This window comes from Microcoleus sp. bin48.metabat.b7b8b9.023 (genome assembly GCF_013299185.1).
Lineage (GTDB): Bacteria > Cyanobacteriota > Cyanobacteriia > Cyanobacteriales > Microcoleaceae > Microcoleus.
The window spans coordinates 268,961-283,836 of the sequence record NZ_JAAFKG010000001.1 but is presented as its reverse complement, the minus strand read 5'-3'; the positions used below and the strand labels follow the sequence as shown (position 1 = coordinate 283,836).

9 protein-coding genes are annotated in these 14,876 nt (G+C 45.9%); 1 reads left to right on the top strand and 8 read right to left on the bottom strand.

All coding sequences use genetic code 11. The features are described 5' to 3' along the window. Positions 1-23: 23 nt before the first annotated feature. From QZW82_RS01235 to QZW82_RS01205, 7 genes are all read right to left on the bottom strand, one after another. Positions 24-767, bottom strand: a complete 744-nt coding sequence (locus QZW82_RS01235) for an HAD family hydrolase (protein WP_293143232.1) — start codon at positions 765-767, stop codon at positions 24-26. Between the two features lie 166 nt (positions 768-933). Next, positions 934-5,136 carry a chemotaxis protein CheB gene (locus QZW82_RS01230; protein ID WP_293143229.1) on the bottom strand — a complete coding sequence of 1,401 codons (4,203 nt, stop codon included), beginning with the start codon at positions 5,134-5,136 and terminating at the stop codon, positions 934-936. Positions 5,137-5,314: 178 nt separating this feature from the next. Continuing rightward, entirely contained in the window at positions 5,315-6,496 is a 1,182-nt protein-coding gene (locus tag QZW82_RS01225) for a S1 RNA-binding domain-containing protein (RefSeq protein ID WP_293143226.1), read from the bottom strand. Positions 6,497-7,135: 639 nt separating this feature from the next. Further along, positions 7,136-7,693: a transcriptional regulator NrdR gene (gene nrdR / locus QZW82_RS01220; RefSeq protein ID WP_293143316.1), complete on the bottom strand. Its 558-nt coding sequence runs from the start codon at positions 7,691-7,693 to the stop codon at positions 7,136-7,138. 362 nt (positions 7,694-8,055) lie between these two features. Next, positions 8,056-8,151 (bottom strand): photosystem II reaction center protein T, encoded by a 96-nt coding sequence (locus tag QZW82_RS01215; protein ID WP_083622085.1) that lies wholly within the window; start codon positions 8,149-8,151, stop codon positions 8,056-8,058. 408 nt (positions 8,152-8,559) lie between these two features. Beyond that, positions 8,560-10,089 (bottom strand): photosystem II chlorophyll-binding protein CP47, encoded by a 1,530-nt coding sequence (gene psbB, locus QZW82_RS01210; RefSeq protein WP_293143210.1) that lies wholly within the window; start codon positions 10,087-10,089, stop codon positions 8,560-8,562. Positions 10,090-10,287: 198 nt separating this feature from the next. Next, complete coding sequence (locus tag QZW82_RS01205) at positions 10,288-10,617, bottom strand: hypothetical protein (RefSeq protein ID WP_293143313.1); 330 nt, start codon at positions 10,615-10,617, stop codon at positions 10,288-10,290. 602 nt (positions 10,618-11,219) lie between these two features. Here QZW82_RS01205 and QZW82_RS01200 point away from each other — a divergent pair. Further along, a complete protein-coding gene (locus QZW82_RS01200; protein ID WP_293143207.1) occupies positions 11,220-11,861 on the top strand; it encodes a PEP-CTERM sorting domain-containing protein in 642 nt (213 codons plus the stop codon). Positions 11,862-12,175: 314 nt separating this feature from the next. Here the strand turns inward: QZW82_RS01200 and QZW82_RS01195 are convergent, their stop codons facing one another. Then, positions 12,176-14,413, bottom strand: a complete 2,238-nt coding sequence (locus QZW82_RS01195; protein ID WP_293143204.1) for a PAS domain S-box protein — start codon at positions 14,411-14,413, stop codon at positions 12,176-12,178. Positions 14,414-14,876: the final 463 nt, after the last annotated feature.

Sequence of the window (14,876 nt, the reverse complement as noted above, 5' to 3'; positions counted from 1 at the left end):
TGCCCTAGCGATGTGATGTTTGCTCAATCTGCTAAAATTGTAATTTCATCCAAAGATGCGATCGCCACATCAGCCTTTTCCAAATGACTAACCTGGGCATTCCCCCAACAAATCCCGATGCAGCCCGCCGCACCAGCATCTTTCCCCATCTGAATATCGCCCGCCGAATCTCCCACCATTAAAGTTGCTGCGGGATCTACTCCCAGTCTCTCACAAGCTAACAAAAATAGTTTCGGATCGGGTTTATTCAGATGTACAGAATCTACACCCATTTCTAACTGAATATATTCGCTTAATTGGTGAGCTTTCACAAGTTTTTCTACCGCTTTTGTTGTCGCAGCCGAAAGAATTCCTAGTTTCAAACCAGCTTCAGACAGAGATTTTAATACTTCCAAACTGCCAACAAACAAAGGAGAAGGTGGACTACTTTTTAACATTTGGTCAGCTTCATCAAAAGCGCGTTGAGCAATAGTTAAAGATTCTATCCATCCTCTGCCAGTTTCCGCGATATATCCTGCCGCCACAATTTCGTTTTCCCGGCGACTACCGACTGCTAGCAAGCCCGTGGGGTCGATTTTACCAACTTCGATGCCGAAAGCCATTTGTAATGGCTCTCCAACGCCTGGGATTTGAGCATCTACGAGGCGCGATCGCTTCATCCCTAAATGTCTCAAAAATTCTTGAGAATCCTCTAGAGTGCCGTCTTTGTCAAAGATTACGGCTTGAATATTAGAGAAGCTAATGCCCCGACATTTAATAGTTACCAAGAATCAAAACTCCTTAATTTTTATATTGCCTTCTATCTTCTCATCTTTTCATGTTTTTGGCAATTGGTATCAGAATTATTTATCTCTCTTTTCTCTTCCTCTGCGCTCTCTGCGCTCTCTGTGGTTAAATCATTCCGAAACAATCGCCAACAATGACAATTAAAAATCAAACATTATTCTTGATAACTAAATCCGCAATGATTAATGCGAGTTGAACAGGCTTCACAGGCTTAGCAATATGCTTGTTGAAACCTGCATCGATCGCCTTTTGCCGTTCTCCATCGCTAGCATAAGCAGTAAGCGCAATGGCTGGAATATTTCCACCAGCTTCGGCATCAAGAGATCGCACTTGTTGCATCAAGGAATACCCATCTTCCTCTGGCATTCCAATATCGGAAATTAGCACGTCATAAAGGTTTTTCGTCAAAGCCGCGATCGCCTCTTTTACAGATCCCACCGTTAGCACCTGGGCACCGCAGTCTTCCAGCACAAATTGCAATAACTCACGGGTATCGACATCATCATCTACGCTTAATATTTGCAAGCCCTCAAGGTTTGGTACGGCCTCTTTTGATCTGTTTGGAGGTATGCTTAATACAGTCGGCTCTACATGACTGGGCGGTGTTAATTGTTGGGCAATTGCCACTAGCGGCAACTTCACAGTTATTGTAGTTCCTTGTCCCTCACCCGGACTTTCAGCAAGCACCGTACCGTCGTGAAGTTCGACTAATTGACGGACGATCGACAAACCTAATCCTAGCCCTTGATTAGCCTTGGTGGTGCTGGAATCACCTTGATGGAAACGATCGAAAATATAGGGCAAAAAGTCTGCCCGAATCCCTTTTCCAGTGTCGGTGACTCGAATTTGAGCGTGACAGTCGATCGACTCTAGGGCAATTTCCACTCGTCCGCCCGATGGAGTAAACTTAATGGCGTTAGATAGAATATTCCACAATACTTGTTGTAACCTGTCAGCATCGCCTAAAACCGTCGCAGAAGTCAACTGTGCAACCATTTGGATGTTTTTGGCATCGGCTGATAATTGCACCCCGTCGATCGCACTTTGCGCCACCACAACCAGATCGATCGGACTAATATCGAGATGAATCTTACCACTCGTAATCCGGGAAATATCCAGAATATCTTCAATTAACTGATTTTGGGCGATCGCACACCGCTCGATTACCTCTAGGGCCCGAGTAACGGCTGGTTCCTTCAGCTTGCCAGAGCGCAGCAATTTTGCCCATCCCAGGATCGGAGTCAGGGGGTTGCGGAGCTCGTGGGAGAGATTCGCCAGAAATTCATCTTTGGCACGGTTGCTGATTTCTGCGTCTTGACGGGCTGACTTCTCCTGCATCAATAACTGCGATCGCTCTGTCTCAAACTGCTTGCGATTTGTGATATCCTCGATCGACAACAAAATCATTAAAGCTTGGTCTTCTCGTTGCAGTTTACAAGCATTCAGCAGCATAGTTTTCTGCCCAATCTGCTCAAATACGTGATTTAACTCAAAGTTTAGAAGCTGAACATCACTCACCAGAATATCTTCCAATATCGATCGCAGTTTCGGGATATTCCATTGCCCATTTCCTAATTCAAACAGCGAAAATTGCGCTGTTTCTGGGGCTGAAACCTGAAATGTTTCATAGAACGATCGATTGGCTGTGTTCACTTGTAGATCGGCATCCAGCACGACTAAAGGTGTTTGCACAGTTTCGACGATCGTTTCAGCATAATTTCGGGCTAACTCTAAGGTTTTGGCAGTGCGTTTCATAGCATCAATATCGATCCAAACCATTACCACACCGTCAATCACGTTTTCCGTCGTGCGATAAGGACGAATGCGGAGGTTGTACCAATATCCCGCTAGAGTTTTGATTTCTTGTTCTTTCGTCTGGAGAGTATCAATCACCTCCAAAATCATCGTTTCTAAATCTGGAACATCAAGAGTGGAGCGAATATCGCTAAAAGGTCGTCCAATATCTGTAGGAATCAGATTAAAAAGTTGCTTTGCCATTGGCGTAAAGCGTCTAATCTTTAAATCGTTTGCCAGCATCAAAATCGGGATATTGATACTAGCCAGTAAATTTATTAAGTCGTTATTTATTTGGTGTTGTTCAATATTTCGACTGCGAAGTTCCTCATTAGTGGTAATCAGTTCCTCGTTGGTAGCTTGAATCTCTTCTTTGGCAGTTTCTAATTCCTCGTTGGTGCTTTGCAACTCCTCGTTGCTTGATAGGATTTCTTCGTTGGCAACTTTGATATCTTGGTTGAGACTTTCCTGTTCATGAATTACCGCTTGGAGATGCGCTTGAGCCGAATTTTTTTCTTCATTAGCGGTGGCAAGTGCCTGTCTCAACCGCACAATCTCACGCTCTAAATCACCAGGATCCAAGGTCTCAGCATTGACGGTACTGAGATCGATCGCAGTGGGTAAAGCTTCTTCAAATAGAATCAAAAAGTAGCGTGATTCTACAGTCGCAGGCTGGAAGGGAATCACCTCAAGATTGACTAGACTCGATCGCTCGCCCGCGACCAGTATTACCCCTTCTTTTCTCACAATTACATTCTGCATTTGTGCCTGATAAATTGCCGTGCGTAGCTCGATTATCAAGCCTTCCCTTGCCATTGTCAGCAAATTTAAGGTGGGAATCCCTGGTGTCAGTCTCAAGTAAAGATTAGTGTCTCCCCGCACTTGCAGAATGTTCATCTGCTCGTTGACGACCACACCTGCTGGGGCATAGCGATTCAAAATCAGTTGGTCTGTGTATCGCTGTAAGTCAAAGGAATCTGAAGCGTTTTCATTCATTTGCTCAGATTCATCTACTTTAGCGACGGGGTAAGAACTCGTCGAAAACGAAAATATTGGACTATTTTCAGTCAATCTTTTAGCATAAATTTTGCACTTTGCGTGTACTGAATCAAACAAGGATGAGAATTTTCCGATACTCTCAGAATTGCCTAACAGCAGAAAGCCAGTCGGGTTAAGACTGTAATGAAAAATGGGAATTAGTCGTTTTTGCAACGGCTCTGCCAAGTAAATCAGCACATTTCGACAGCTAATTAGATCTAGATTGGAAAAAGGCGGGTCGCTCCCTAAGTTTTGTCTGGCAAATATACACAGTTCGCGGACTATTTTGTTGATTTTATAGCCTCCTCCTTCGAGCGTGAAGAAGCGAGCCCGGCGCTCTGGTGAAACGTCGATCATCTGGTTTTCCAAGTAGAAGCCAGACCTCGCTTTGCCGATCGCTGCTTCGCTAATATCTGTGGCAAAAATCTGGATCGCTGGGAGAGAAACTCGATCGCCCAAAAACTCTAACAAACAAATGGCGATCGAGTAAACTTCTTCTCCTGTGGAACATCCCGCCACCCAAATCCGGATCGGAATTTTGGCCGATTTATGTTCGGTAATTGTCGGAAAAACTAGCTCTTTTAACTGTTGAAAGGCTTCTGGATCTCGGAAAAAACTGGTGACGTGGATCAGGATTTCTTGATACAGGGCTTGGACTTCAGCCGGATTGTCTCGCAGGTATTGAGCGTAATCTGCCAATCTATCCAGCTTATATAACAGCATCCGTCGCTGAATGCGTCGATCGATTGTGGCGACTTTGTAGTGGGTGAAATCAACGCCTGTAGTCGATCGTAGCATTCCCAAAATAGTTGCCCGCACATCCCTCTCTGGGGGTAATTCTTCAACCGGGATGGTCGATATCGGGCAAGAAAGCAAGGGATTGTCACTGAGATTTGCCAATTCCTCAGCAATTTGTTGAGGGGGCAGAACGAAGTCTACATCACCTGTGGCAACTGCGGTATTCGGCATACTATCGAATTTTGCCGAGGCTTCACATTGAGCAAAGGTCACTCCTCCGGCTGCTTTGATTGCTTTGAGCCCCAGGGAACCGTCTCCGTCTCCCCCCGATAATACTACGGCGATCGCCTTGTGTCCGCGATCGGCTGCCAAGGACACGAAAAACGCATCTCCCGGCATATATTTTCCATAAATTTTCTCGCGGGGTGTGAGTTTCAGCACCCCGGAGGCGAGTGTCATCTTGGTGTTGGGCGGAATTATATATACCTGATTCGGCTCTACAGTCGTCCCGTCTTGCACCTGACTGACAGGCATTTGCGTGGTTCTGGTGAGAATTTCGCTCAACAGACTTTTGTGATTGGGGTCTAAGTGCTGAATCAGCACAAATGCCATGCCCGTATCGGTGGGTAAGTGGCTAAGTAACTCCGTGAATGCTTCTAGCCCTCCGGCAGAGGCGGCAATCCCAACGATGGGAAAGGGGGCATCTACTGTGTTTTGCTCTTCGGGATCGAGCGAGGATGGTGCGATCGATTCCGGTATATTTGCTTCAGAGTTGTTCATCGAAATCTCCGCGAAAACCCCGTATTTGTTAACGGAAAGGATCTCAACCGATTTTCTGTTCATTCTCAGCGTAGCTGAGAATGACAGAAGATCGACTCATAAATATTATATTGATAATAAAAAATAAGCTTAAAAAAAGAGGGTAATCCCTCTTTAACCAATAACACTAATTTCGATATTATTCGACTGTCACCGGAGGTATTTCTTCAGATACCTCTGATGTAGCTTCCGTGACAGGTTCGGGTATAGCTTCCGCGACAGGTTCGGGTGTAGCTTCCGTAACTGGTTCGGGTGTAGCTTCCGCTTCCGTAACTGGTTCGGGTGTAGCTTCCGTAACTGGTTCGGTTGTTTCTTCCGGCAAATCTTCTTCCATTGCTGACGGTACATCTTCGAGTATTTCATCGGAGAGTTCGTCAGAATCAGTTGCATCTACAGGAACTTCAATCCCAGCTTTAGCTTGCTTTTGAGCGAGCATTTTTTCGCGGAACTTAGCAGCCATTTCCTCAGCTTTCTCGTACACCAATTCGCGATTTTTAACCATCGCGCCAGGCTCCGGTTCCAACTGCTTGGTGGAGAGAGAAATCCGGCCTCTCTCAGCATCCAAGTCAATGATCATCACTTTCACTTCGTCGTTGACATTGAAGACGCTATGAGGCGTATCGATGTGATCGTGCGAAATTTCCGAGATGTGCAGCAAGCCGCTGACGCCGCCGATGTCGATAAAAGCACCGTAGGGCTTGATGCCGCGCACTGTACCGATGACCACTTCCCCGACTTCGAGGCGGTTCATCTTGCGCTCGACTAAGGCGCGACGGTGGCTCAACACTAGGCGGTTGCGGTCTTCGTCTACCTCTAAGAATTTTAATGGCAATTCTTCGGCGACTAATTCTTCCTTCGGTTTGCGGGTGCTGATGTGAGAACCGGGAATAAAGCCTCGCAATCCTTCAATTCTTACGAGTGCGCCGCCTCGGTTGGTGGCAAATACTTGCGATCGAACTGTAGCGTCTTCTGCTTGCAGTTGTCGCACTCTTTCCCAGGCGCGCATATACTCAATGCGTCGAATGGACAGGGTTAATTGTCCGTCTTCATTTTCATCGGTGAGGATGAAAAATTCTCTGGTTTCGTTTGATTGCAATACTTCTTCAGGGCTTTCCACTCGATTGATGGACATTTCCTGAATGGGAATGTACGCTGCTGTTTTAGCACCGATATCAATCAGAGCGCCCCTCGGTTCTATACTAAAAACTGTACCCGCTACTACATCGCCGGGGCTAAAGTGATAGTCATATTTATCAAGTAAGGCCGCAAAATCTTCGTGAGTAAAGCCGATGTCTTTGACTGTGGTTTTGGTATTGACCATGCGAATAGTTTCCTAGGATTTCTCTCCTTCATGTTTTTCGTTTGCAGGCAGATACTAGAGATTTTGCTAAAAAAGTGGTTAACTTCTTGCAAAATCTTTTACGAAAGTCAGTTTTTGCCAACTTTTGCCCGGTGCAACCGTACACCGGCGCTTGCCATTGCTCTTAATTCCAACTCTGTGTTAAAGCGTTTGATTTTTAACATTCAGAGTCCAGTGGACTATTTTGACACTCTCAGGTATAAATAAACTGAGATTCTTCATTCAACGAGCCGACTTGCTGGCGACAGGATTACTCCAGTCTAAGTAGAGGTCGGTTTCTCCAGAAGCGTAAATTTCGGTATGCCCTACCGTATTTAAGTTGGTCACCGATCTTTAGTTAGGTTTTGTTCAAATGCGAGCTTTCCTAAACTGCAACACCGTTAGGTGTGACTACGCACTCAACTAATCCAGTTAAGTTTTTACGTTGTCTAGTTATACTCTATTTTAGACCGATGACGATCATATCACACCCAGCACTCTTACTGAGAAAAAAGAACACTCGCTCGAATGAGAGTCTCTTGAGTCGCTATTCCTCCCGGCCTTCCTCGCGACACGGTTTTCAATCTCCCAGAATATTTCTATAAATTAATTTAAGCGAGCTTAGCTGGGAGTAGCATAGGATGCGGGGCTTTCTCGATCGCACGCATCCGAATCCGGCACACCACCGTCAAAATCTGGGTTAGTTCCTGGTTCTTGAGTTTCGCTGAGGGGATTCTGAAGGTGATTTAGGGTATCTACAAAATCTCGGATGCCTCGAAATTGCCGATATACCGAGGCAAAACGGACGTAAGCGACTTCGCTGAGCGGCCGCAGATGTAACAATACTAATTCTCCAATGTCAGAACTGGTGACTTCGCGGAGCGATCGACCTTGGAGTTGAGCTTCGATTTCTTCTGCCAGGGTTTCGAGTTGTCCCGAAGACAAACCTGTTTTTTCGCAGGCCCGAACCAGTCCCCTGACTAATTTTGACCGATCGAAAGATTCGCGCTTCCCGTCCCGCTTAATCACCGTAATCGGCACAAATTCTATGCGTTCGTAAGTTGTGAAGCGGTGCTGACAGCTCAAACATTCGCGCCGCCGACGGATGCTTTGACCAGATTCGGCTGAACGCGATTCGAGAACGCGGCTATTTGTGTGTTGGCAGGAGGAACAGCGCATGATTGCTGATTTTAACAGGTGTTGCCAGCAAATTGCCATTCATCTAACCGCCCGGGGGTCTGATGAATAGCTGGACTAGAAAAATTACTGAGGATACAGTGCTGAGGATGTGTCTCAACTTGAGCTAAAACCTAGTTCTAGACTGCTGTTTGATGACTAGACCCGATCCCCCCTAGCCCCCCTTAGGTCGGGGGGAACCGGAAACTCTCTCAAAGTCCCCCAACTATCAGGGAGGGGACAGGAGTCTTATCAAAGTCCCCCTTCTTAAGGGGGATTTAGGGGGATCTAGACTCTGCTATAAACAAGAGATACAAAGGTTTTGAGGCCATTGTTGACACCCCTTGGCTGCCAGCGTAAGCTAATTATTTGCCAATCCGGGGTGGTTCCCGAAAGGCGATCGCAAAAAATAGTACACCTAAGGCTAAAGCCAGAATCAAAATGTAAGCAACGCTTTCCATGTTAAATTTTCCCTATCTTCCCTTGCCGTATTATTTTATCAGAAAATTGGGTTTAAAACTCCGTCCCGATCGCACGACTTTTTTACATTGTTAAGTAAAATAACAAATCCATCTTCACAAATGAATATGGTAGGATAACTTGATCGCACAAGATGTAAAAACCTACCGCCGGACTGAGGGAAAGTCTACGCCCAAAACATTTTTGAGGAGATATGACTGCGCAGCTAGGCTGCAAATGTAATCAGCCTGGGAACCCACGCTTGCGCGGGATATTTTGACAGAAATGTCTTAAGAATCCCCGTACCTTAAGGTCGGGGAGTGTCAATAACTAAAAAAACCCGGTTTCTTGAAGAAACCGGGTTTTTGTGCACCGGGAAGTTTCCCGGTGTACTCTTCGGCGGCAGAAAACTAGATAGATTCTTCTCTTCTTGTGCTCTTGTCGCCCAGTTTTTGGAACAAGCCCCACTCGACTTGTTCTTCCAGGTCAGCCTCAACTCCAGCAAACACGTCGCGGAAAATAGTCCGAGAACCGTGCCAGATATGGCCGAAGAAGAACAGCAAAGCAAAGCAAACGTGTCCGAAAGTAAACCAACCGCGAGTTGAAGTACGGAAAACACCGTCAGAATTCAAGGTTTCGCGATCGAATTCAAATACTTCACCCTGTTGGGCGGCGCGAGCAAACTTCTTAACATCTAGAGGATTCTTAAAAGTTTGACCGTTCAGTTCGCCACCGTAGAAGCTGACAGTAACTCCGCTTTGTTCAAAACTGTATTTTGATTCAGCACGGCGGAAGGGGATGTCAGCGCGAACGACCCCATCTTTGTCCGTCAAAATTACTGGGAAAGTTTCAAAGAAGTTCGGGAGGCGTCGTACCGACAATACCCGACCTTCGTTGTCAGTAAATACTGCATGGCCCAACCAAGTTTTAGCAATACCGTCGCCGTTGACCATCGCGCCAGCACGGAACAAACCACCTTTAGCAGGAGAGTTGCCTACGTAGTCGTAGAAAGCCAATTTTTCGGGAATTTGCTCGTAAGCTTGTTGGAAGCTTTGACCGACGGCCAAGCTAGCTTGAGCTCTGCGATCGATCTCTTGTTGGAAATAGTTGCCGTCCCACTGATAGCGAGTCGGGCCGAAAAGCTCGATCGGAGTAGCAGCAGAACCGTACCACATCGTACCCGCAACCACGAAAGCTGCAAAGAACACAGCAGCGATGCTGCTAGAAAGTACAGTTTCGATGTTACCCATCCGCAGGGCTTTGTAAAGACGTTCCGGCGGCCGCACAGTTAAGTGGAACAAACCGGCAATTACGCCGACTACGCCCGCTGCAATGTGGTGAGCTACGATGCCACCCGGATTGAACGGATCGAAGCCTTCAGGGCCCCAAGCAGGCGCCACTGGTTGGACGTGACCTGTCAAGCCGTAGGGGTCGGAAACCCACATTCCCGGGCCAAAAAGTCCCGAAAGGTGAAATGCCCCGAAGCCGAAGCAGAGCAAGCCGGAGAGGAACAAGTGAATGCCAAACATTTTTGGCAAGTCGAGGGCTGGTTCGCCGGTGCGAGGATCTCTGAAGAGTTCCAAATCCCAGAATACCCAGTGCCATACTGCTGCTAAGAACAGCAAACCGGAGAGGATGATGTGAGCGACGGCGACGCCTTCAAAAGACCAGAAGCCAGGATCGACGTTACTTTCGCCGGTGATGCTCCAACCGCCCCAAGAGCCGGTGACTCCTAAGCGAGTCATGAAGGGTAGCACGAACATCCCTTGACGCCACATCGGGTTCAGAACTGGATCTGTGGGATCGAAGACTGCTAGTTCGTAAAGGGCCATCGAGCCGGCCCAGCCTGCCACGAGGGCAGTGTGCATTAAGTGTACAGAAATCAATCGACCTGGGTCATTTAAGACGACTGTGTGTACGCGATACCAGGGTAGTCCCATTGACTGCGGTTCTCCAAGGTGTAAGTGATGATGTCTATTTTGACGGAAAAATCAGATTCTCAATGCCGTGCAGTTACCTGCGGGCTGTAAATTCTGCCTTTTACCGAATCCTTTCTACCTTCACAGGTGGAGGCATAAAAATGAAAGTTATTTAAAGAAGTGTATCGAGTGTTAGAACCGATTGCAATATGTTCGGCCTTACATTAATTGCGGGTTCTCGATTTCGCAGCGAGTGGCGATCGTCCCGAGGCGTTCGAGGACTTGCTCGGCATCGATCAGTCTGGTGAGGGTGACGCTGCCGATATTTTTTGCCGGATCTGCGGGATCGGGAGGGGCACAGGGTTTGACTTCTACCATGAGCACGGCGTCTTCTACGCGGTAGAGCCACATTTTTTCGTTGCGATCCAACAGGGAGAGCTTGAGCTGTTGGATGTCTGGCTGGCGCCTCCAGCCGGCTGCTGTCCACTCGCCGCCAACTCCCCAGACGCGCCCCACTTTCCAGCCGTCGGATAAGAAGAAATATTTCACTGGTTGTGTACGGTTGAGATTTTGTTGTTTAGCGTAGCGCAAAACTGCAACAGTACGGAATTCTGGAACCGCGAAGACGCGAAGGACACGAAGGAAGAGTTCAGAAGAAGTAGGCAATCTTCTAAGTAGATAGACCTAAAAAAACAGAATACCCAGAGTTCGCGTTAAAACAGGGATTTAAGCAATTTGCACTCAAATATTCTGCCAAAATGGCAACACAATCACCTGCTTTTGAGCTATAGATAGCGATCGCATCTAGATGACTATGTAAAATTTTGTAAAATTTTTTGCGACATTGATGAGGATGTTCTAGTCTATGTACAAGCATCTACAAGTTCCTAATTTTAATAAAATCTCTGACTCACCTGCGGTTATTATCGATCGCTAAGATTTATGTATTTAAATGAAGTCGATCTGTGAGAGATAGTGCGTAGCCAGAGTAGAGATTGATGTGCGATCGAGGTTATTGAGTTTTGCTGGAAAACATAAGTTTATGGCAAGCTTGAATATCCGTAGCTTTGCTGTGACAGTTGGGCATTTTGATATGCTTTAACTGCGTCATCCATGTTTTCATTGGCTCACAATCATGAAGGGAAAAAGTTATGAAATCTAATTTGTTTGGCAAATTATCGGCGGGAGTAGCTGGAGTAGCGGGGGTAACGTTGGTGGCGATCGGAGTTGGTTCGACTCCCGTTCAGGCAGCTACAATTGCAGTTAGTTTTGAGAGTAAGACTTCATCATCTGGTTTATTTCCCGCTCCCGGTACTTTTGTTGGTCAGTTTTTGTGGCAGGATGAAGAGTGGGGGACTGGTACAGCCAAGGATATTTCTATGTGGTCTTTCCTTGTTGGAGTAGGTAACAACAAGTTTGTTAGTGCCATCACCGACTCCGTGACTGATAGCTTCAACAAAAATTCTACCTTAACTGTGAAGCTTAAATCAAATGAAGTAGAAAAGGCATTATTTCCAGATCTTCCTAATCCTGGTATATCCGTGCTAAGTTTTACCTTTGACAATCTTAAGTACGATAGGTATCACCCGGTGTTTAACGGTCAGACAGCTAAGGGTTATGTCTCCACAAAAAAACCAGACAATTCTGAGGAGAAGTTGAATTTCGATTATACTTATTCTCAAGTGGTTCCCGAACCTTCTACCTACGTTGGCACAATACTAGCTTTTGGTGTATTGGGCGCAGTAAAAGTTCTCAAGCGCAAGCAAAAAAAACAAGAGACTTTCATCCCCTAAATTGCCATTAACTCAATTCGATCGCACAAAAGTTTCAGCCATAGTTGACACATTGGGCAAACTAAACGCAACCAATACTTGACATCGCCAAAAGTGAAACATTTTACCCGGCATTAAAGCGTAACACTTGAATGCTGGGTAAATTTTATCCAAAAAATTATGAGTTATTGTAGGGTGCGTCTTGTAGGGTGCCGGCGGAGTAATGTCACTGTACGGTGTGACTATCAGAATGTGACGATCGCAGGCTCAGAATTTGCCCCCGAAGCACACCTTACAAACTTAGCCGGTGCTTTGTTCGCACCTCACCGACTGACTTACAAAGAAACCGGGTGTCGAGTTTCTCGATCGCAAGTTACCTGTTGTAAAGGAATCTTCACAACGAATTCTGTCCCTTTACCGGGAGCAGAAATACAACTAATTTGACCGCCGTGTTGTTCGACAACAATTTGGTGACTGATAGATAAACCCAATCCCGTGCCACTCCCTACAGGTTTTGTGGTAAAAAACGGGTCAAACATCTTTTTTAGCACTGCTTCACTCATGCCAATACCGTTGTCAGCAATCCGAATCACTGCGAATTGAGTGGGAGAATTTTCGGGAGTAATTGTCGCTGACAACTGATTGTAAGCTCTTGCTGCTTTGCCTTTGCCAACTCCCGAACCTTCTGCTGTTTCCAGCTCAGTATGAATCTCTATTTTGGGGTAAGGCTGAGTTTCTAGTGCATCAATGGCATTATTGAGCAAACTGGCAAACACCTGATTCAACTGACTGCTGTAACAGGGAACTTCCGGCAGGTTGCCGTAGTTTTTTATTACCTCAATCTCTTGAGAAATAATGCTGACTCCACTTTTTTTGCTAATACCTTTACCTCCCGCTCGGTGCTGGACGAATAGTAAAGTGTGATCGAGATTTTGATTGATATCTACTTCTTTGATGCCGGATTCGTCGAGCTTTGTGAAAAACTTTAACGAGTCAACAATTTGTTTGATGCGCGATGCTCCAGACTCGATTGACTGCATTAGCCGCGACCAATCTTTTTGCAAAAAATCTAAATCTATACTCTCAGCGAGTTGTTGTATTTCGACTCCTGGTTCTGGATATTTGTTTTTGTAAAGTTCCAGGAGGTTGTTTAAATCTTGGAAATAGTGGCGGGCTGGATTGATATTGCCCAAAATAAAACTATTGGGATTGTTGATTTCGTGGGCAACTCCTGCTACCATTCTCCCGAGACTTAACATTTTTTCCGTTTGAATCAGTTGGGATTGAGTGCGTCTGAGATTGTCTAATGTTAATTTTAATTGAGTAGCTTTTTCTCGTTCCCGCAGTTCGCTTTTTCGCAGTTCCAGTTCGGCTTGTTTGACAGCGGTGATGTCGCGGCTGACAGATAAGACAGATGCAATTGTCCGATCGCGCTTAAATTCAGGAACCATACAAACTTGATAAAATTTAGTGCCTGATTTTGTGAGAAAATTAAACTCAAAGCACTGTTCGGTGCCGTTAGCGAACACGGCGCACAAAGTTGCTTCCGAGAGCATCACCACTTCCTCGGACATTCCTAACTCTCGATGGGTTTTACCCGTGAATGCTGCGGCGGGGATTCCTGTAGCTAATTCGACTGCTGGATTGACGTAAAGGTGGCGCAGTTGCTTGTCAAATCGGGAAATCATATCCGGGGAATTTTCCGCTAGGGCTCTGAATTCTTGTTCGCGGCGGTATGAGGTTTCTTGTGCAAGCTTTTGCTCGGTAATGTCGTAAGTCATCATCAGAATGCAGTTGGTGTCGCCAATGCTAATGATTTCTGCGGATATGAGGACACACTTGATATTGTCGAACTTGGTACGAAACTGGAATTCTTGTTTGTAAATACTGCCGGATATGTGCAAGATTTCTAAGAAACGATCGCGATCGCCCAAATTCTCCCATAAATTGATTTGGCGATCGGTTTTTCCCAAGATTTCCTCGGGAAAATAGCCGGTGAGGTTGCAAAAGCTCTGGTTGACTTCCGTTAAGTATCCCTTTTCCAGTGTGGCGATTGTCATGGCGGCGGGGCTGCTGCGAAAAGCTTTGGCAAATTTTTCTTCGGAAAAGCGCAGGGCTAACTCGGCTAATTGGCGCGATCGCACTTCCGATCGCAACAGCATATTTTGTTGTTCTAATTGTTTGGTGAGGTTGCGGAGTTGTAGGTGAACGTTGATGCGGGCGATCGCCTCTTCGTGCTCCAGCGGTTTAGTGATGTAGTCTACTGCACCCAAAGTCAACCCTTTCACTTTATCCGCAGCCTCGGAAAGAGCCGTCATAAAAATTACGGGAATGTCCTTAACTTCATCTATTGATTTCAGGCGGCGGCAGGTTTCAAATCCGTCTATTCCCGGCATCATCACATCTAGCAAAATGATATCTGGCAAGATTTTTGTGACTCTATCCAGCGCTTTTTCTCCCGTTGTAGCTACAAAAATCTCAAATCCGTATTCCACTAGGAAATATGATAATATGTTAATATTAGCGGGTTGGTCGTCTACGATTAATACTTTGCTTTTTGGCTGAGTCTGCATATTTTTATGTTTGAAAATCAACAAAATGGATCACATAAAGTAGGTTGATTGGGAGTGTCTTAACCCAACATACAAGAATATGAGAAGGCATTGAATAGAGAAACAGAGTTGCTTGCCACAAACTCAACCTGAAAGCCGAGATATTGCATCGCTGTTACTCGGCTGCTTGAGTTTGGTTGAAGTTGGTGCAACAGATCGGATGTAGGAGATGGATCCCTGATAGAAATCTATTCTACTATTTATTCTTCAAATTTGCTCGCTTATATCAACTTTAGAGTGTGAAAAACTGGGTTTCTGGTGCCGTGACGTACAACTGCCATCAATACCAGCGATCGCGATTGTCGCGCATCCCAAGGCTTACGTTTAACTGGGAATGACTTACTTACGTATTTTCCCTCTCACATACTTACTATTTATACTGCACTATTGATAATGCCAGTTTGCTCGCTGCGAACTATTTTTA

Excerpts from the sequence above, each read along its gene's own strand:
- QZW82_RS01225 (WP_293143226.1), bottom strand. The coding sequence starts at position 6,496 with ATGGTCAATACCAAAACCACAGTCAAAGACATCGGCTTTACTCACGAA.
- QZW82_RS01200 (WP_293143207.1), top strand. The coding sequence starts at position 11,220 with ATGAAATCTAATTTGTTTGGCAAATTATCGGCGGGAGTAGCTGGAGTA.
- QZW82_RS01195 (WP_293143204.1), bottom strand. The coding sequence starts at position 14,413 with ATGCAGACTCAGCCAAAAAGCAAAGTATTAATCGTAGACGACCAACCC.
- psbB (WP_293143210.1), bottom strand. The coding sequence starts at position 10,089 with ATGGGACTACCCTGGTATCGCGTACACACAGTCGTCTTAAATGACCCA.
- nrdR (WP_293143316.1), bottom strand. The coding sequence starts at position 7,693 with ATGCGCTGTTCCTCCTGCCAACACACAAATAGCCGCGTTCTCGAATCG.
- QZW82_RS01230 (WP_293143229.1), bottom strand. The coding sequence starts at position 5,136 with ATGAACAACTCTGAAGCAAATATACCGGAATCGATCGCACCATCCTCG.
- QZW82_RS01215 (WP_083622085.1), bottom strand. The coding sequence starts at position 8,151 with ATGGAAAGCGTTGCTTACATTTTGATTCTGGCTTTAGCCTTAGGTGTA.